The sequence below is a fragment of the Kitasatospora sp. NPDC023385 genome, from assembly GCF_055664045.1.
Genome location: NZ_JBVOOL010000003.1, coordinates 36,741 through 54,403, shown reverse-complemented (window position 1 = coordinate 54,403; position 17,663 = coordinate 36,741). Strand labels below are relative to the sequence as shown.

Annotated in this window: 14 protein-coding genes; 6 read left to right on the top strand and 8 right to left on the bottom strand. The window is 71.8% G+C overall.

Annotated features, from left to right (window positions below; genetic code table 11):
* Positions 1-42 precede the first annotated feature (42 nt).
* The 3 genes from AC0B61_RS06140 to AC0B61_RS06130 all read left to right on the top strand — a co-directional run bounded on the left by AC0B61_RS06140 (position 43) and on the right by AC0B61_RS06130 (position 2,990).
* Complete coding sequence (locus AC0B61_RS06140) at positions 43-1,368, top strand: hemolysin family protein (RefSeq protein ID WP_471739434.1); 1,326 nt, start codon at positions 43-45, stop codon at positions 1,366-1,368.
* Positions 1,369-1,443: 75 nt separating this feature from the next.
* Entirely contained in the window at positions 1,444-2,439 is a 996-nt protein-coding gene (gene trpS / locus AC0B61_RS06135; protein WP_471739782.1) for a tryptophan--tRNA ligase, read from the top strand.
* A gap of 62 nt (positions 2,440-2,501) precedes the next feature.
* Positions 2,502-2,990, top strand: coding sequence for a 2'-5' RNA ligase family protein (locus AC0B61_RS06130; RefSeq protein WP_471739433.1), 489 nt, complete (start codon positions 2,502-2,504; stop codon positions 2,988-2,990).
* Between the two features lie 55 nt (positions 2,991-3,045).
* On the opposite strand, the gene AC0B61_RS06125 is transcribed toward AC0B61_RS06130, so the two are convergent.
* Together AC0B61_RS06125 and AC0B61_RS06120 are read right to left on the bottom strand one after the other, a co-directional pair.
* Positions 3,046-5,556 (bottom strand): CDP-glycerol glycerophosphotransferase family protein, encoded by a 2,511-nt coding sequence (locus tag AC0B61_RS06125; RefSeq protein WP_471739432.1) that lies wholly within the window; start codon positions 5,554-5,556, stop codon positions 3,046-3,048.
* A 228-nt stretch (positions 5,557-5,784) separates the two neighbouring features.
* The gene (locus tag AC0B61_RS06120) at positions 5,785-9,354 is read right to left on the bottom strand and encodes a bifunctional glycosyltransferase/CDP-glycerol:glycerophosphate glycerophosphotransferase (RefSeq protein ID WP_471739431.1); all 3,570 of its coding nucleotides are present in this window, start codon (positions 9,352-9,354) and stop codon (positions 5,785-5,787) included.
* A 133-nt stretch (positions 9,355-9,487) separates the two neighbouring features.
* On the opposite strand from AC0B61_RS06120, the gene AC0B61_RS06115 reads away from it, so the two are divergent.
* Positions 9,488-10,483 (top strand): glycosyltransferase family 2 protein, encoded by a 996-nt coding sequence (locus tag AC0B61_RS06115; protein WP_471739430.1) that lies wholly within the window; start codon positions 9,488-9,490, stop codon positions 10,481-10,483.
* Between the two features lie 49 nt (positions 10,484-10,532).
* Entirely contained in the window at positions 10,533-11,555 is a 1,023-nt protein-coding gene (locus AC0B61_RS06110) for a YihY/virulence factor BrkB family protein (RefSeq protein WP_471739429.1), read from the top strand.
* A 27-nt stretch (positions 11,556-11,582) separates the two neighbouring features.
* Here AC0B61_RS06110 and AC0B61_RS06105 read toward each other — a convergent pair whose 3' ends face one another.
* Entirely contained in the window at positions 11,583-12,779 is a 1,197-nt protein-coding gene (locus tag AC0B61_RS06105) for a D-alanyl-D-alanine carboxypeptidase family protein (protein WP_471739428.1), read from the bottom strand.
* 142 nt (positions 12,780-12,921) lie between these two features.
* On the opposite strand from AC0B61_RS06105, the gene AC0B61_RS06100 reads away from it, so the two are divergent.
* A complete protein-coding gene (locus AC0B61_RS06100) occupies positions 12,922-13,182 on the top strand; it encodes an SCO4848 family membrane protein (RefSeq protein ID WP_471739427.1) in 261 nt (86 codons plus the stop codon).
* A 97-nt stretch (positions 13,183-13,279) separates the two neighbouring features.
* Here AC0B61_RS06100 and AC0B61_RS06095 read toward each other — a convergent pair whose 3' ends face one another.
* The 5 genes from AC0B61_RS06095 to AC0B61_RS06075 form a co-directional block, all read right to left on the bottom strand.
* Complete coding sequence (locus AC0B61_RS06095) at positions 13,280-14,053, bottom strand: succinate dehydrogenase iron-sulfur subunit (protein WP_471739426.1); 774 nt, start codon at positions 14,051-14,053, stop codon at positions 13,280-13,282.
* Positions 14,053-15,795 (bottom strand): succinate dehydrogenase flavoprotein subunit, encoded by a 1,743-nt coding sequence (sdhA, locus tag AC0B61_RS06090; protein WP_471739425.1) that lies wholly within the window; start codon positions 15,793-15,795, stop codon positions 14,053-14,055. Before sdhA ends, AC0B61_RS06095 begins: the two co-directional genes overlap by 1 nt.
* A 51-nt stretch (positions 15,796-15,846) precedes the next feature.
* A complete protein-coding gene (sdhD, locus tag AC0B61_RS06085) occupies positions 15,847-16,338 on the bottom strand; it encodes a succinate dehydrogenase, hydrophobic membrane anchor protein (protein WP_471739424.1) in 492 nt (163 codons plus the stop codon).
* An 8-nt stretch (positions 16,339-16,346) separates the two neighbouring features.
* Positions 16,347-16,727 carry a succinate dehydrogenase, cytochrome b556 subunit gene (sdhC, locus tag AC0B61_RS06080; RefSeq protein WP_471739423.1) on the bottom strand — a complete coding sequence of 127 codons (381 nt, stop codon included), beginning with the start codon at positions 16,725-16,727 and terminating at the stop codon, positions 16,347-16,349.
* A 345-nt stretch (positions 16,728-17,072) separates the two neighbouring features.
* Positions 17,073-17,558: a 2-oxo-4-hydroxy-4-carboxy-5-ureidoimidazoline decarboxylase gene (locus tag AC0B61_RS06075; protein ID WP_471739422.1), complete on the bottom strand. Its 486-nt coding sequence runs from the start codon at positions 17,556-17,558 to the stop codon at positions 17,073-17,075.
* Positions 17,559-17,663 lie beyond the last annotated feature (105 nt).

Sequence of the window (17,663 nt, the reverse complement as noted above, 5' to 3'; positions counted from 1 at the left end):
GTCCGGCCCCGCTCCGCACCCGCCGCCCTACACTGGCCCGCTGTGAACGAAACCCTCGGGGACGCCGCGCTCGTCCTCGTCTTCATCCTGCTGGGCGGACTGTTCAACGTCGCCGAGATCTCGCTGATCTCGCTGCGCGAGGGCCAGATCCGGACGCTGGAGGCACACGGCACCCGGCGTTCGGCTCGGGCCGCGCACCTGGCCGCCGATCCGAACCGCTTCCTGGCCGCCGTCCAGGTCGGCGTGACCTGCATGGGCTTCCTGTCCGCCGCGTTCGGGGCGGACACCCTGTCCGGCAAGGTCGCCCCGCTGTTCGTCCGGGCCGGCCTGGCCCAGGGCGCGGCCGACGCGGTCGCCCTGGTCGGCCTCACCCTGGTGATCAGCTACGCCTCGCTGGTGCTCGGCGAGCTGACCCCGAAGCGGATCGGCCTGCAGCGCGCCGAGTCCATCGCCGTCATCGCAGCCCCGGTGGTGGACGTGATGTCGGTCGTGCTGCGCCCGGTGATCTGGCTGCTCGGCCACTCCACCAACCTGATGGTCCGCCTCCTCGGCGGCGACCCGGCGGCCGGCCGCGGCTCGATGAGCTCCGAGGAACTGCGCGGCCTGGTCGCCGCCAACACCGAACTGGGGAGCGACGAACGGGCGTTGATCGCCGATGTGTTCGCCGCCGGGGAGCGCCAGCTGCGCGAGGTGATGGTCCCGCGCACCGAGGTGACCTTCCTGGACGCCGAGCGCCCGCTGGCCGCCGTACGGCAGCAGGCCGACACCTCGCCGCACTCGCGTTACCCGGTGGTCGAGGGCAGCGCCGACGCGGTGGTCGGCTTCGTCCACGTCCGCGACCTGTACGGCGCGCGCGGCGAGCAGGCCGCCAAGGTCCGCGACCTGTCCCGCCCGGTGAAGCTGCTGCCCGGCACCAAGCGGGTGCTGGAGGCGATGGGCGAGATGCGCCGCGAGGGCCACCACCTGGCCATCGTGGTGGACGAGTACGGCGGCACCGCGGGGATCGTCACCCTGGAGGACCTGGTCGAGGAGGTGATCGGCGAGATCCGGGACGAGTACGACCGGCCGGAGACCGCCCCCACCCGCCGCCTCGCCGGCGGCGGCATCGAACTGGACGGCCTGCTCAACCTCGGCGACTTCGCGGAGGAGACCGGCGTCACCCTGCCCGAGGGCCCGTACGAGACGGTGGCCGGCTGCCTGGTCGCCTCGCTCGGCCGGCTGCCCCGGGACGGCGACCAGGTGCGCGTCCCGCTGGAGGGCGGCGGCCGGGTGCTGCTGACGGTGGCCAAGGTCGAGGGCCGGCGGATCGCCCGGGTGAGGGTGAGTGCGGTCACACTGGCCGAACCTCCGGGGGCGGAGGTTTCCTGAGCGACCGGTGGAACTGGAACAATGGCCCGCATGGTCAACGCAGCGGTCACCGGTCCGGCCAAGGACCGTCCCCGGGTGCTCTCCGGCATCCAGCCAACCTCCGGCTCGTTCCACCTCGGCAACTACCTGGGCGCGGTGCGCCAGTGGGTCGACCTGCAGAAGGACAACGACGCCTTCTACATGGTCGTCGACCTGCACGCGATCACGGTGCCTCAGGACCCGGCGACGCTGCGCGAGAACACCCGGATCTCCGCGGCCCAGCTGCTCGGCGCGGGCCTGGACCCGGACCACTGCACCCTGTTCGTCCAGTCGCACGTGCCCGAACACGCGCAGCTCGCCTGGGTGATGAACTGCCTCACCGGCTTCGGCGAGGCCGCCCGGATGACCCAGTTCAAGGACAAGTCCGCCCGGTACGGCTCCGACAGCACCACGGTCGGCCTGTTCACCTACCCGATCCTCCAGATCGCGGACATCCTGCTCTACCAGGCGGACGCCGTCCCGGTCGGCGAGGACCAGCGCCAGCACGTGGAGATCACCCGCGACATCGGCGAGCGCTTCAACACCCGCTTCGGCCGGAGCTTCACGATCCCCAAGCCGTACATCCTCAAGGAGACGGCGAAGATCATGGACCTGCAGGACCCGGACGTGAAGATGAGCAAGTCCGCCTCCTCGGTCAAGGGCCTGGTGAGCCTGCTGGACGAGCCGAAGGTGAGCGCCAAGAAGTTCAAGAGCGCCGTCACCGACACCGGCACCGTCGTCTCCTACGACGAGGACGGGAAGCCGGGCGTCTCCAACCTGCTGCGCATCCACTCGGCGCTCAGCGGCCAGTCGGTCGACCAGCTGGTCGAGCACTTCGAGGGCAGGATGTACGGCGCCCTGAAGACCGAGCTGGCCGAGCTGTTCACCGAGTGGGTCACCCCCTTCCAGGAGCGCACCCGCACCTTCCTGGACGACCCGGCCGAGCTGGACCGGGTGCTGGCGAACGGCGCGTGGAAGGCCCGTGAGGTGGCCTCCCGGACGCTGGAGACGGTGTACGACCGGATCGGCTTCCTCCCGGCCGCCAAGCGGTGACTCCCCTCACACCCCCGCCCGGTGGTGGCGGCCTCCCGGAGGTCGTCACCATCGGCGTGTCCGTGAGCGTCCCGGATCCGTACGGCGCGGCGATCCAGGACGCCCGGGCCGGGCACGGCGATCCGCTGGCCCGGTCGATACCGACGCACGTCACCCTGCTGCCGCCGACCGAGGTGCCGGCCGAGGCGCTGCCGAAGATCGAGGAGCACCTGGCGGCGGTGGCCGCCGCGCACCGGCCGTTCCGGATGCTGCTGCGCGGCAGCGGCACCTTCCGCCCGGTCTCCCCGGTGGTGTTCGTCCGGGTCGAGGAGGGCGCGCAGGAGTGCCGGCTGCTGGAGGCGGACATCCGCTCCGGGCCGCTGGCCCGCGAGCTGGCGTTCCCGTACCACCCGCACGTGACGGTCGCGCACGGGCTGCCGGACGACGTGCTGGACCAGGCGTACGAGCAGGCGCGCGGCTTCCGGGCCGCCTTCCCGGTGCCGGGCTTCGGCCTGTCCCGCTTCGACGCGGACGAGGTCTGGCGGCCCTGGCGGGGCTACTCGTTCTCCTGACGGGCCCCCTTCCGGCCCTGCCCCTGCTGCCGGAGCCGATCCAGCCGATCCCGAACTAGCCTGCAGCCCGGCCCAGTTCGAGCATCCGGTCGACCACCCGCCGCGCCGCGCCGCCGTCGTCCAGGACGCAGTGCTCGTCCTGGAAGCGCCGGTAGCGCCCGGTGTAGCCGGGCGGCAGCCGGGCGCCGCCGTCGGCGAGTCCGCGCAGCGCGCCGAGCAGTCCAGCCGAGGTCGGCACCAGGGGACCGGGGGCGTTCGACTCGAAGTCGAAGTAGAAGCCGCGCAGGGTGTCGCGGTAGTGCTCCAGGTCGTAGGTGAAGAAGTACATCGGGCGGCCGGTGATCGCGAAGTCGAACATGATCGACGAGTAGTCGGTCACCAGCACGTCCGCGACCAGCAGCAGTTCCTGCGGGTCGGGGTAGTCCCCGCAGTCGTACAGGAAGCCGTCGCCGGCGCCGGGCAGCGGCTCGCGCACGTGGGTGTGCGGGCGGACGAGCAGCACGTGGTCACCGCCGAGCAGCCGCCGGGCGTGGTCGAGGTCCAGCCGCAGGTCGAGCCGGAAGCCGTCGCCGTCGCCGCGCTGCTGGTCCTCGCGCCAGGTCGGCGCGTACAGCACGATCCGCCTGCCGTCGGGGACGCCGAGCCGGCGGCGGACGGTCTCGGCGGTCCGGCCGTCCGGGCGGGCGAGCAGGTCGTTGCGGGGGTAGCCGGACTCCAGCACCTCGCCCCCGTAGCGGAAGGCGCGCCGCAGGATCGGGGTGGCGAACGGGCTGGGGGAGAGCAGCAGGCTCCACTGCGGGGTCTCCCGGTCGAGCGCCGCCAGGTAGCCGTGGTCGGCCAGCCAGGGGCTCTCGACGTCGTGGGCGATCCGCTTCAGCAGCGAGCCGTGCCAGGTCTGCACGACGACCTGGCCGGGGCGGCGCTCCAGGAACTCCGGGAAGTGGGTGTTGCCGACCAGGTACCGGCAGGTGGCCAGCGCCCGGTACCACTCCGGGCTCCAGGTCCGGACCGGGGTGATCCCGGCCGGCACCGCGGCCTGGGCGTCGTCGACCACCCACAGGTGCTCCAAGGGCGCGCCGCGGCGCGCGAGTTCGGCGTGCACCGCGCGCGGCGAGTCGGCGTAGCCGCGGCCGCCGAACACGTCGTACAGGACCGCCTCGCGCAGCGGCTCGCGGCGGGCGGCCGGGTAGTGCTCGGCGCGCTGGCGGCTCTGCGTCCAGGCGCTGCGCTCGGTGGCGGTGAGCACCGGGGTGGAGTCCACCAGCAGGGTGTCGTGCCAGCGGCGCTGCAGCAGGACCTGCTTGCCGCCGGCCGTGGCGGCGGCGGGCAGCGCGGGCAGCGCGGCGGGGGCGGCGAGCAGCGGGCGGCTCGGGCCGGTGCCGTCGCCCGGCTCCAGCGCGGCCTCCCAGATACCCTTGCGCAGCGGCAGTGCGACGCCGTCCGAGCCGGTGCGGGTGGCGGGCACTCGGGCCCGGAACCGGCCGTCCGGGGCGGTCTCGACGGGGGCGCGGACCTCGTTCCCGGTGCCGCAGTGCCGCAGCACCAGCTCCAGCCGGTCCGCCGCCGGGTCCGGGCAGTGGCCGGACAGTTCGAAGCCGTCGGGCCGGACGGCGATCCGGTCGACCAGGCCGGCCGCGGGCTGGACGCAGACCTGGAGCCGGCCGTCGGCGAGGTGCTTGAGGTAGAGCACGCGGCCCGGCGCCCCGGGCAGCGGGTGCTGGCCGGCCACCGCGCCGCCGCGTTCGTCGAGGCAGAGCCGCGCGGTGGCGCCGTCGGGGTGCAGCAGTTCGGCGTCCCAGTGCTCCAGTCCGCCGATGCCGCGCCCGGCGGCGGTCAGCGGCCGGTACGGCAGGCGGGTGGTGAAGGTGTCGCCGGCGCGGGTGAGCGGCTGCTCGACCACCGCGTCGCTCTCCCGGTGGCGCAGCCGCAGCACGGTGCCCAAGGGGCAGGAGTCGGCGACGCCGGTCAGGTCGAGGCCGCCGGCGGTGCGGGCGGCCCGGGTGATCCGTACGGCGGGGCGCTCCAGCCGCAGCCGCAGCCGGTCGTCCTCGAAGTACGGCTGGAGGCGGACGTCGTGGTCCACCCAGCGGGCGGGCGGGTACTCGCCGGAGCCGCACCAGTGCGGGGCCAGGGCGCCGTACTGGCGGCGCACCCGGGTGGCGCGGGGGCGGGTGAAGAGGGTGGTCTCGATCTGCCAGTCGCCGAGCAGCCAGCGGTCCTCGCGGCGCAGCCGGCCGGGCTCCAGCAGGGCGGTGAAGCCCGACCAGTCGTGGTTGTACTCGGGCTGGGCGCTGTCGTCGGTGATCTCGGGCATCCTGCGCGGTCTGGAGCGCAGGTGCACGGGCGGTTCGGTGCCGTTGTCGTGGCGCAGGGTCAGCCAGGTCCAGGCGGAGCCGGGGCGGCCGGTGTCCAGGCCGTTCGGGCGGGCGAAGCCGGTGAGCTCCAGGCCGCGGGCGTGCCAGCGGGCGCGTAAGAGTCCGAACGCCACGTCCCGGTCCTCGGCGGGGCGCCCCGTGGTCACCCGGGGGGCGGCGTGCGGCAGGACGATCCGGGTGAGCACAGGCATGGCGGTGGGAGCCCTTCGGAATGGAAATCCATATCCCATCCAGAAATTGCATCCGGGTCAACTGCACGCTTTTTCGAATTCCCTGGGAATTCATTTTCGGGAACGCCGGTTCGAGGATTGTTCCGGTGTTCGGGCTGGCCATTGCCGAATAGCGCCCGAATGGCTCCCGGAAACGCGGAGGCGCCCGACACCGGTGGTGTCGGGCGCCTCGTGGACCGCTCGCGGAAGCTACTCCGTGCGGAGCATCGCGTCGACCACCCGGGCGGCGGCCTTGCCGTCGTCCAGATCGCAGTACGCCTCTCGGAACGCGGCGTACTTGTCCGCGTACTCGGCCGCGACCTCGTCCGTCCGGCCCAGCGCGGCGACCAGCTCCTCGGAGGTGGAGATCAGCGGGCCGGGCGCCTCCGCCTCGAAGTCCAGGCTGAAACCGCGCAGGTTGTCCCGGTAGTGCTCCAGGTCGTAGGTGAAGAAGAGCATCGGCTTGCCGGTCGACGCGAAGTCGAACACGCTCGCCGAGTAGTCGGTCACCAGGACGTCGGCGATCAGCAGCAGCTCCGCCATGTCGGGGTAGCTGCCGACGTCCCAGATGTAGCCGTTGCCGGCACCCGGGATCTGACCGCACATCACGTTGTGCCGGCGCACCAGCAGCACCTGGTCGTCGCCGAGCGCGGCCTTGGCCGCCGCCAGGTCGATCCGCAGGTCGATCTGGTAGCCGCCCTGCGGACGGCGCCGGTCCTCGCGCCAGGTCGGCGCGTACAGCACGACCTTCTTGCCCTCGGGCAGGCCGAGCCGCTCCCGGACCTGCTCGGCGGTCTTCTCCCGGTCGACGGCGAACAGCCGGTCGTTCCGGGGCGAGCCGCTCTCCAGGATCTCGCCCTTGAAGTCGAAGGCGCGCCGCAGCACCGGGGCCGACCAGCTGTTGCCGGCCGTCAGCAGGCTCCAGTTCGGCACCTCCCGGGCCAGGCCCTTGAGGTAGTTGGAGTCGGTGAACCAGACCTTCTCGAAGTCCAGGCCGACCTGCTTCAGCGGGGTGCCCTGCCAGGTCTGCAGGACCACCTGGCCGGGGCGGCGGACGAAGAAGTCGGGCAGGTGGGTGCCGGTGACGATGTACTTGGCGGTGGCCAGCGCCTCGAACCACTCGGGGCTCCACAGCCGGACGGGCGTCGCGCTCTGCGGCAGCTCCACCTGCAGGTCGTCGCTGCCCCACAGGTGCTCCAGCGGCAGGCCCCGGCGGACCAGCTCCTCGTGGACCGCCCGCGGCGAGTCGGCGTACATGCTGCCGTTGCCGGCGTTGTACAGCACCGTGTCGCGCACCGGCAGCCGGCGGGCGGCCGGGTAGTCGACGGTGCGCAGCTGGCGCTGGCGGTAGCCGGACCGCTCCTCGGGCAGCAGCGCCCCGTGCGACTCCAGCGACAGGCCGTCGTGGTGGCGGCGCTCCAGCACGATGCGCTTGCCGCGGGACTCGACCTCCAGCGGCAGCGCGTCGAAGCAGTCCGGGGTGACCAGCGCGGCGGCGTCGGGCAGTGCTTCGACCGCTCCGACCGGGCGGAAGAAGACGGACCAGGTGCCCTTGGCGAGCGGCACCCGGCCGGCGTAGGTGGCGGTGGGCACGGTGGGCAGCGCGGTGCGGAACCGGCCGTCCGAGATCTCCACCGGGTAGACGTGCTCCTCCTCGCGCCAGTGGTGACGGACCACCAGCTCCCAGCGGTGCGCGCCGGGCAGCGGGAACGAGCCGCTGAGCAGGAAGCCGTCGGCGCCGCGCGAGGACACCTCGTCCACCAGCGGCTGCAGCACCTGGTCGGAGAACTGCAGGTGCCCGCCGGGGGAGGGCTTGGCGTAGAGTGCCCGGCGGCTGCCCGCCGGGGCCTGCGGGTTCAGCGGCAGGTGCAGCCGCTCGGGCGCGTTGCGCTCGTCCCAGGCCAGCTCCACGACGCTGCCGTCGGCCAGCAGCAGCGCGGTGTCCCAGCGGTCGCGGCTGCGCTCGGAGGCCACCGGGTCCAGCTCGGCCCAGGCCTCGCGGACGGCGGTCAGTTCGGCGGCCGCGAAGGAGGCGGTGAAGGGCTGCAGCGAGCCGGCCGGCGCGCCCAGTTCCAGCGGGACGGTCACCTCGCGGTCCGATTCGAGGTGGGTGAGCTGCAGCCGGGCCCCGGCGAAGCTCGGGCCGGAGCGGGCCGCACCCGAGACCTCGACCCGGCCGGCGTGCGCGGTCAGGCCGGTCACCCGGGCCTTGACCGTCTCCACCCGCAGGTAGAGGAAGCTGTCCCGGACCCACGGCGCGATCCGCACGTCCGGCTCGACCCAGTGCGCCGGCACGTACTGCGCGGTGTCGCTCCAGCCGGCCGAGACCCGGCCCTTGTAGACCCCGCCCTTGCCCGCGCCGGCCACCAGGAAGCGCCAGTGGCCGTCCTTCCACTGGCCGCGGTGCTTGAGCTTCTTCGGGTCTACGGCGACGGTGAAGCCGGACCAGTCGCAGTTGTACAGGTCGTGGTTGCAGCTGGCGGTGGCCTCGGGGCTGTACGTGGTCTTCATCGGCACCGCGATCGTCCGGCGGCCCTTGGTCTCGCGCAGCACCAGGGTGCGGACCATGTCGTGCTTGGAGGCCGCGCCCAGCTGCTCCGGGTACGCGTGCCCGCTCAGCTGCAGCTTGCCGCCCACCCAGGCGCTCTCGTACAGCCGGCTGCGCATGACCAGCGAGTTGTCCAGCTTGAGCACACCGGCCGGCACGCTCTTGCGGCCGCCGCGCAGGAACGGGTAGTCCGCGTACGGGCGCAGCAGCCCGCGGGCCTGCACGCCGCCGCCGCTCTCGCCCTCGTACTTGATCTGCTCGACCAGCTCGTCCACCCGGCCCGCCAGGGTCAGGTGGTACTTCAGCCGCAGCGGCGCGCGCAGCTTGCGGACCTGCTCGGGGCCGATCGCCCGGAGCAGCCGGCTGACGCTCTGGACGTAGGCGTCCCGGTACTCCTTGTCGCCGTCCACGACGGACCAGAAGAACATCGGGATCTCCTCGACGAGGGTGTTCTCGTCGTAGGAGCGCAGGTACTGGGCGAAGCGCGGCTCGGTCTGCTTCTTCAGCCAGCCGCGGACCAGCTCCACCGAGGTGACACGGTCGACCAGGCCCTTGGGGTTGGTGCGCATCTGCGTGATCGACATCTCGCCGACCTCGCGCTCGCGCCAGTGGTAGATCGGCTCGGAGAGCACGTCCACGCTCTTGGCCAGGTAGTGGTGCGGCACGCTGACCGGTGCGTCCTCGTACAGGATGCCCTCGGGGTAGAGCAGGCCGGCCGCGTCGAAGAAGGAGCGGCGGTACACCTTGTTCCACGCGGTGCGGTCGGTGACCAGCGCCGGGATCTCGGTGATGTGGGTCTTGAGCCGGGTCTCCTTGAACGGCTTCACATGGCCGCCGGACTGGTAGTAGCCCACGGCCCGGAAGCGCAGCACGTTGCCGGTGCAGAAGTCCGAGCCAGTCTCGTCCAGCGTGTTGATCATCAGCTCGTACGCACTCGGCGGCATCGAGTCGTCACTGTCCACGAAGCACAGGAACTCGGAGTCCGGGTCGATGTGCCGGATGCCCGTGTTGCGGGCCGCGCCGAGTCCCTTGTTCACCTGGCGGACCAGCCGGAACCGGGAGTCCTCGGCCGCGTACGCCTCGGCGAGCGCCGCGCTGTCGTCCTTCGACCCGTCGTCGACCATGACGCACTCGAAGTCCGTGAAGGACTGGGCGGCGATCGAGTCGAGGCACTCGACGAGGTAACGCTCGACGTTGTAGATCGGAACGACGATGGAGAGGCGGGGAGCCATCGGCTACGCAGGCCTTTCTCGGGAAGGAGCGTGGCAGCCCGGTGGGGGCCTGACCGCACTTGATCGGTGCGTACGTGCGTCCTGATCCTACCTCCGGGGCCGGAGCCCTCCCCTGGGCTACTACGCTGGCCCCGTGCCCCGCTTCAGCGTCATCGTCCCTGTGTACAACGTCCAGGACTACCTCGCCGAGTGCCTCGACTCGGTGCTCGGACAGGACGGCCCGGACTTCGAACTGATCGCGGTGGACGACCGCTCCCCGGACGGCTGCGCGGCGATGCTGGACGAGGCCGCCGCGGACCCCCGGGTCCGGGTGCTCCACCTGCCGGAGAACGTCGGCCTCGGCCGGGCCCGCAACGCCGGCCTGGCGGCCGCCACCGGCGACTACGTGGTCTTCCTCGACAGCGACGACACCCTCACCCCCGGCCTGCTCAGGAGCATCGACGCACGGCTCACCGCCACCGGCGACCCGGACGTCCTGGTCTACGACTACGCCCGCACCTACGCCGACGGCCGGACCACCCGCGCCGCCTCCGCGCACGTCTTCGGCGCCGACTCCCCGGACGTCTTCGACCTCGCCGCCCGCCCCGACCTGCTCGACCTGCTCCAAGTCGTCTGGAACAAGGCCTACCGCCGCGACTTCGTCACCGAGCAGCGGCTGGTCTTCCCGGCCGGCTACTACGAGGACACCCCCTGGACGTACCCGGCGCTGCTCGCCGCCGCCCGGATCACCCTGCTCGACCAGGTCGGCGTGCACTACCGCCAGCGCCAGGAGGGCGGCAACATCCTGGCCACGGCCGGCCGCAAGCACTTCGACGTCTTCGCCCAGTACGACCTGGTCTTCGCCTTCCTCGACCGCCGCCCCGACCTCGACCGCTGGCGCCCGGTCGTCTACGGCCGGATGCTGCACCACCTCAACACCGTGGTCTCCAAGCCCGGCCGCGTCCCGCCCGGCGACCGCCGCGAGTACTTCCGCCGCGCGGCCGCACACTGCGCCCGGCTGCGCCCGGCCGGCTACCACCCGCCCGCCGGCGTGGACGGCGTGCGCACCGAACTGCTCAGCCGCGGCCGCTACGGCGCCTACCAGGCCGTCCGCGCGCTCGCGAAGGCCCGCCGACTCGCCAAGCGGTGAGGCCCGCGCCTGACGGCCATTCGGGGGACGGACCGGTATAACCGGTCGGGTGGACTTCCTGACCCGCCTCCCGGTCGTCGGCCCGCTCGTGCTCCGGGTGCTGCGCAGCCGCCCGTACCGCGCGTACGAGCACTTCACCGCCGCCCGCGGCAACCGGCTGGCGGGCGCCGTCACCTTCTTCGGCTTCCTCGCGCTCTTCCCGCTGCTCACCGTCGGCCTGGCGGTCGCGGTCGCGACGCTCAGCGACAGCCGGGTGCACGAACTGCAGGACCGCATCGCCGACCAGCTCCCGGGCATCTCGGACGCGCTCGACCTGCCCGCCCTGGTGGCCAACGCGGGCGCGGTCGGGGTGGTCGGCGGGGCGCTGCTGCTGGTCTCCGGCCTCGGCTGGGTCGACACCATGCGCACCTCGATCCGGGACGTCTGGCAGCTGCCCGACGAGGACGCCAACCCCGTCCTGCGCAAGGCCTGGGACGTCGTGGTGCTGGGCGGCCTCGGCCTGGTGTCGCTGTTCTCGCTGGCCGCCTCCGCCGCCGGGACGACCCTGGCCGGGCGGATCGCCGAAGCGATCGGCCTCGGCAGCGGCTACCTGCTGACCGGGGTCGGCGTGCTGATCGTCATAGCGTGCGACATGCTGCTGTTCGCCTACCTGCTGGCGCCGTTTCCCGGCATCACCGGCCAGCGCCGACCGGCCCTCCTGCAGGGCGCGCTGATCGGCGCGGTCGGATTCGAACTGCTGAAGCTCCTGCTCGCCTCCTACCTCGGCTCGATCGCCGGGCGGAGCCTGTACGGGGCCTTCGCCACACCGGTGGCGCTGCTGCTGTGGATCAACTTCGTCTGCCGGCTGCTGATGTACTGCGTGGCCTGGACGGCGACGGCCGACCCGGCGGCCGCCCTGGAACGGGCCAGGGCGCAGGGGCGGGCGCTGCTGGAGGCGGCGGACAAGGCGGAGGCCGAGGCCTCGAAGGCCGAGAAGGGCGAGAAGGCCGATAAGTCAGAGAAGGCCGAGAAGACCGAGAGCACCGTGGAACAGGCCGCCGCCAGGGACGGCGAGGCCCGGCCCCAGGACTGAGACCGGGCCGTCCCGCGCGGGCGGGGATCAGCCGGCGGAGCGCCGCCGCCACAGGACCCGCCCGCCGTACCCGGCCGCGGCCGCGGCCAGCACCACCGCCGACCAGCCGGCGAGGCCGAGCCCGTCGTCCCCGCCGGTGGCGGGTGCGGCGGCCTGCTGGGCCGTGGGGGAGGGGTGCGGCGGCGGCGCGGGCGTACCGGCGGTGCCGCCCGCCTGGCCGGTCGGCTCGGCGCCGCCCGGCGGCAGCTCGTCGACCAGCTTGCCGACGGGCTGGACCTTCCCGGCCGCGGCGAAGCCCCAGTCCAGCAGCGCGGCCGTCTCGTCGTACACCTTCTGGTAGCTGGCCGGGTGCATCACCGTCACCAGCAGGGTGCGCCCGTCGCGTTCGGCGGCGCCGACGAAGGTCGAGCCGGCGTTGGTGGTGGTGCCGTTCTTCACGCCGATCAGACCGGGGTACTTGCCCAGCAGCCGGTCGGTGTTGGCAATCCCGAAGCTGCCGCGCTGGCCGGTGTTCTTGTCCACGGCGCCCGGGAACATCGCGTCCCGGGTGGCGCAGTACATCCGGAAGTCGGCGTTGCGCAGGCCGGCCCGGGCGAACAGCGACAGGTCGTACGCCGAGGAGACCTGGCCGTCCATGTCGTAGCCGTCCGGGGAGATCACCTTGGTGTCCTTCGCCTGCAGGGCCTCGGCGCGCGTCTGCATCTCGGCGACGGTCTGCGGGATGCCGCCGTTCATGTGCGACAGGACGTGCACGGCGTCGTTGCCCGAGCTCAGGAACACCCCGCGCCACAGGTCCTCGACCCGGTACTCCAGGTCCTCCTTGATACCGACCAGGCTGCTGCCGGGGCCGATCCCGGTGATCTCCTCGTCGGCGACCTTGTGGACCGCGTTGCGGTCGAACTTGGGCAGCACGGTGTCCGCGAAGAGGATCTTCAGGGTGCTGGCCGGCGGCAGTCGCAGGTGCGGGTTGTAGGACGCCAGCACCTCTCCCGACGCGGCGTCGGAGACTATCCAGGACTGGCCGGTGAGTCCGGTCGGCAGCGGCGGGGTGCCCGCCAGCGGGGCGACCTGCACCCCGGGCAGCCCCAGCTTCTCGCCGCCGACCGCGACCGACGGGGGCGGCTGCTGCGGGGCCGCGACCGCCGCCGGGGCGGTGAGCAGGACCGGTAGGGCCGCAGTGGCCGCGGCGCACAGACGCGCGAAGGTGTGACGGGGTGTGGACACCAGCAGACCGTACCCACTCCGACCCCCCGGCGTCCGCCGCTCCGGGCCCGTCCTCCGCAGGAGGGGCCCGCCGTACGCCGATCGGCGGCCCGCGCATACTGGGGAGGCACACCGTCTTCACAAGCCACCGCCGAGGACCCCCATGAAGCTCAGCCGCCGCACCTCCTGGTTCCTGACCGCCTTCGGGGCCTGGTCGATCATGATCTGGACGACCTTCGTCAAGAACCTGTGGAAGGACTCCGGCGGCCAGGCCTTCGTGAACGGCGACCACTCCCAGCCGACCGCCTTCTTCTGGATCCACCTCCTCCTCGCCGTCACCTCCTTCCTCCTCGGCATCGCCGTCGGCACCATCGGCCTGCGCGGCCTCCGCGCCACCCGCCGCGCCACCCCGGCCACCGACTGACCGGCGCGGCCAGGCCGCCCGGAACGCGCGGAGGCCCCCGTCCGATCCGGGGATCGGGCGGGGGCCTACGGCTGGGTGAGCCGGGGTCAGGCGGGGGTCAGAAGCGGCGGGTGACCAGCGCCCGCTTCACTTCCTGGATCGCCTTGGTGACCTCGATGCCACGCGGGCAGGCCTCGGAGCAGTTGAAGGTGGTGCGGCAGCGCCACACGCCCTCGCGGTCGTTGAGGATCTCCAGGCGCTGCTCGGCACCCTCGTCGCGCGAGTCGAAGATGAAGCGGTGCGCGTTGACGATCGCGGCCGGGCCGAAGTACTGGCCGTCGTTCCAGAACACCGGGCAGGACGACGTGCACGCGGCGCACAGGATGCACTTGGTGGTGTCGTCGAAGCGCTCGCGCTCCTCGGCGGACTGCAGGCGCTCGCGGGTCGGCTCGTTCCCGTTGGTGATGAGGAACGGCATGACGTCCTTGTACGCCTGGAAGAACGGGTCCATGTCCACGACCAGGTCCTTGAGGACCGTGAGGCCCTTTATGGCCTCGATCGTGATCGGCTTCTCCGGGTTGACGTCCTTGATCAGGGTCTTGCACGCCAGCCGGTTGCGGCCGTTGATCCGCATGGCGTCGGAGCCGCAGATGCCGTGCGCGCAGGAACGGCGGTAGGTGAGGGTGCCGTCCTGCTCCCACTTGATCTTGTTGAGCGCGTCCAGGACGCGCTCCTTCGGGTCCATCTCCAGCTGGTAGTCGACCCACACCGGGTCCGGGTGCTCCTCCGGGTTGAACCGGCGGATCCGGAAGGTGACGGTGATCAGCTGGACGCCGCCGGCCTCGGCCGCGTCCAGAGCGGCCGAGTGCTTCTCCACGGTCGGAGTGCTCATCAGTACTTACGCTCCATCGGCTGGTAGCGGGTCGTGACGACCGGCTTGTAGTCGAGGCGGATGGAGGTGGTGCCGTCGGCGGCGACCTCCTGGTACGCCATGGTGTGCTGCATGAACTTCACGTCGTCACGGGTCGGGAAGTCCTCGCGGTAGTGACCGCCGCGCGACTCCTCGCGGGCCAGCGCGGAGACGGCCAGCACCTCGGCCAGGTCGAGCAGGTTGCCCAGCTCGACGGCCTCCAGGAGGTCCGTGTTGTAGCGGAAGCCCTTGTCCTGGATGGAGACGTGCTTGTAACGCTCCCGCAGCGCGGCGATGTCCTCGACCGCCTGCTTCAGGGTGGCGCCGGTGCGGTACACCATCGCGTTGGCGTCCATGGTCTCCTGCAGTTCCTTGCGGATCTGCGCCACGGACTCGGTGCCGGTGGACTCGCGCAGGCCGTCGACCAGCGCCTGCACCTTGTCGGCCGGGTTCTCGGGCAGCTCGGTGAAGTCGACCGTCTGCGCGTAGTCGGCGGCGGCGATGCCGGCCCGCTTGCCGAAGACGTTGATGTCCAGCAGCGAGTTGGTGCCCAGGCGGTTGGCGCCGTGCACGGACACGCACGCGACCTCGCCGGCCGCGTACAGGCCGGGGACGACGTCGGTGTTGTTGCGCAGGACCTCGCCCTCGACGTTGGTCGGGATGCCGCCCATGGCGTAGTGCGCGGTGGGCTGGATCGGGATCGGGTCCGTGTAGGGCTCGATGCCGAGGTAGGTGCGCGCGAACTCGGTGATGTCCGGGAGCTTGGCGTCCAGCTGCTCCGGCGGCAGGTGGGTCAGGTCCAGGTAGACGTGGTCGCCTTCCGGACCGCAACCGCGGCCTTCGCGGATCTCGGTGTAGATCGCGCGGGAGCAGACGTCACGGGACGCGAGGTCCTTCATGACGGGGGCGTAGCGCTCCATGAAGCGCTCGCCGTCCTTGTTGCGCAGGATGCCGCCCTCGCCGCGGGCGCCCTCGGTGAGCAGGATGCCCATGCGCCAGATGCCCGTCGGGTGGAACTGGAAGAACTCCATGTCCTCCAGCGGCAGGCCGCGGCGGTACACCAGGGCCTGGCCGTCACCGGTGAGGGTGTGGGCGTTGGAGGAGACCTTGAAGAACTTGCCGGTGCCGCCGGAGGCGAACACGACGGACTTGGCCTGGAAGACGTGGATCTCGCCGGTGGCCAACTCGTAGGCGACGACACCGGCCGTCTTGCCCTCGTTGATCAGCAGGTCGAGGACGTAGAACTCGTTGAAGAACTCGACGCCGTGCTTGACGCAGTTCTGGAACAGCGTCTGGAGGATCATGTGGCCGGTGCGGTCGGCCGCGTAGCACGAGCGGCGGACCGGGGCCTCGCCGTGGTTGCGGGAGTGGCCGCCGAAGCGGCGCTGGTCGATCCGGCCCTGCTCGGTGCGGGAGAAGGGCAGGCCCATCTTCTCCAGGTCGAGGACCGCGTCGATGGCCTCCTTGCACATGATCTCGGCGGCGTCCTGGTCGACCAGGTAGTCACCGCCCTTGACCGTGTCGAAGGTGTGCCACTCCCAGTTGTCCTCCTCGACGTTGGCGAGGGCGGCGCACATGCCGCCCTGGGCCGCGCCGGTGTGGGACCGGGTCGGGTAGAGCTTGGTCAGGACGGCGGTGCGGCTGCGCTGCGTCGACTCGATGGCCGCACGCATGCCGGCGCCGCCGGCGCCGACGATGACGGTGTCGTACTGGTGAATCTGCATGGGGGTTTAACTCGCCTCTGGCCTCTGCCGATGGTCGATGGTGCTCGCGGCTCAGATGTTGGGGTCGAAGGTGAAGATCACCAGGGTGCCGAGCAGCACGGTGAAGACCGTGGCGGTACCCATGAGTCCCTTGAGCCAGAGCCGGGTCGAGTCCTTCTCGGCGTAGTCGTTGATGACCTGACGCATGCCGTTGGCGCCGTGCAGCATGGCGAGCCAGAGCATCAGGAGGTCCCAGCCCTGCCAGAACGGCGAGGCCCAGCGGCCGGCCACGAAGGCGAAGCCGATCTTGGAGACGCCGCCGTCGAGCAGCAGCATGATGATCAGGTGGCCGAGGATCAGCACGACCAGGACGACACCGGACAGGCGCATGAAGAGCCAGGCCAGCATCTCGAAGTTGGTGCGGGTGCGGCGCGGGGTCTTCGTGGTCCGCTTGCGGGGCGGCTCGATGACGAACGCGTCGGCCGGGTTGCCGGTCCCGAGGCCCTTGCCGGTGTGCGCCTGCTTGGAGGGGACGACTACGGCGTCGGAGATTTCCGTGGACATGTCTCGGCTCACTTCCCGAACCAGGAGATCAGCGTGTGCTGCAGGACTCCGTAGAAGGAGCCGGCCATCAGGACGACCCAGATGCCGACCACGGTCCAGAGCATCTGCTTCTGGTACTTGGGGCCCTTGGACCAGAAGTCCACCGCGACGACCCGCAGGCCGTTCAGGGCGTGGAACAGGATGGCGGCCACCAGGCCGTACTCCATCAGGTTCACGAGGGGAGTCTTGTATGTCTGGATGACGGTGTCGTAGGACTCCGGCGACACTCGCACCAGAGCGGTGTCCAGGACGTGGGCGAACAGGAAGAAGAAGATGAGGACGCCGGTGACTCGATGAGCCACCCAGCTCCACATACCTTCCCGGCCGCGGTACAGCGTTCCAGCCGGCACGGAAAAACCCTCCGGAAGCGATTGGGGGCTCGGCCGGCTTCGGTGTCGGTCAGCCCGGCCGGGTACGGTCCACCGGCCGCGAGCATCCTATCGACGCCTTCTCGGTAACCGCCCCCGGGGGCCCCAGGTGTGATCAATCAGGCACTTCTGGCCTAGTGGGACAGGAACCGGCCCCGCGTTCACCACTCTGGGTGACCGTCTGAGTGCGCTACGGCGCCCCCGACCGCCGACACCCTGTCGAGGTGTCCGTGCCGCTTCGCCCTGTCCGCCCCGCCGCCGCCGGCCGAGAAGCCGGGGAGGCGGGCGGAGGAGTCAGGGGAGGGAAGGGGCGGGGAGGGCCGGGGCTCAGCGCGCTCCGGCCTCCGAATGGGTGGCGACCAGGTGCTCCAACCGGGTGAGGGCGATCCGGCGGAGCTCGTCCGCCGCGATCAGCCGCTCCTCGTCCGGGTCGTTGGCGAGCCGGGTGCGGATGGAGGAGAGCACGGTGTCGAGCATCTCCTCCGGGGCGACGCCCTCCAGGCAGACGACGAAGACGTGGCCGAACCGGGCCTCGTACGCGGCGTGCGCCGCCCGCAGCGCGGTGTGCGCGGCCTGGCTGCCGGGGGCCCGCATGCCGAGCAGCGGTTGCGGCATCCAGCTCTCGTCCGCGAGCGCCTCGGTGAGGTCGGCCGGGCGGAGGTCGTAGGAGGCCTCGCTGGCGGCGGCCAGCAGGGACTCCAGGTCGGGGTAGGGCCGGTGTGCGGTGAGGCGCAGCGCCCAGCGGTGGCTGCCGCAGCAGGCCAGGAGGGCCTCCTCGGCGGCACCGGCGTCGGCCTCGTTGAAGCGGTGCAACCCGAGGAGGGTCGGCTCTGTTCTGACGTCGAGCCGCTGTGACGGGATGTCGCTGGCCAGCGGGTCCTCCTCGTGAGGGCGGGAAGGTGCCGGTGAAGGGGAGTG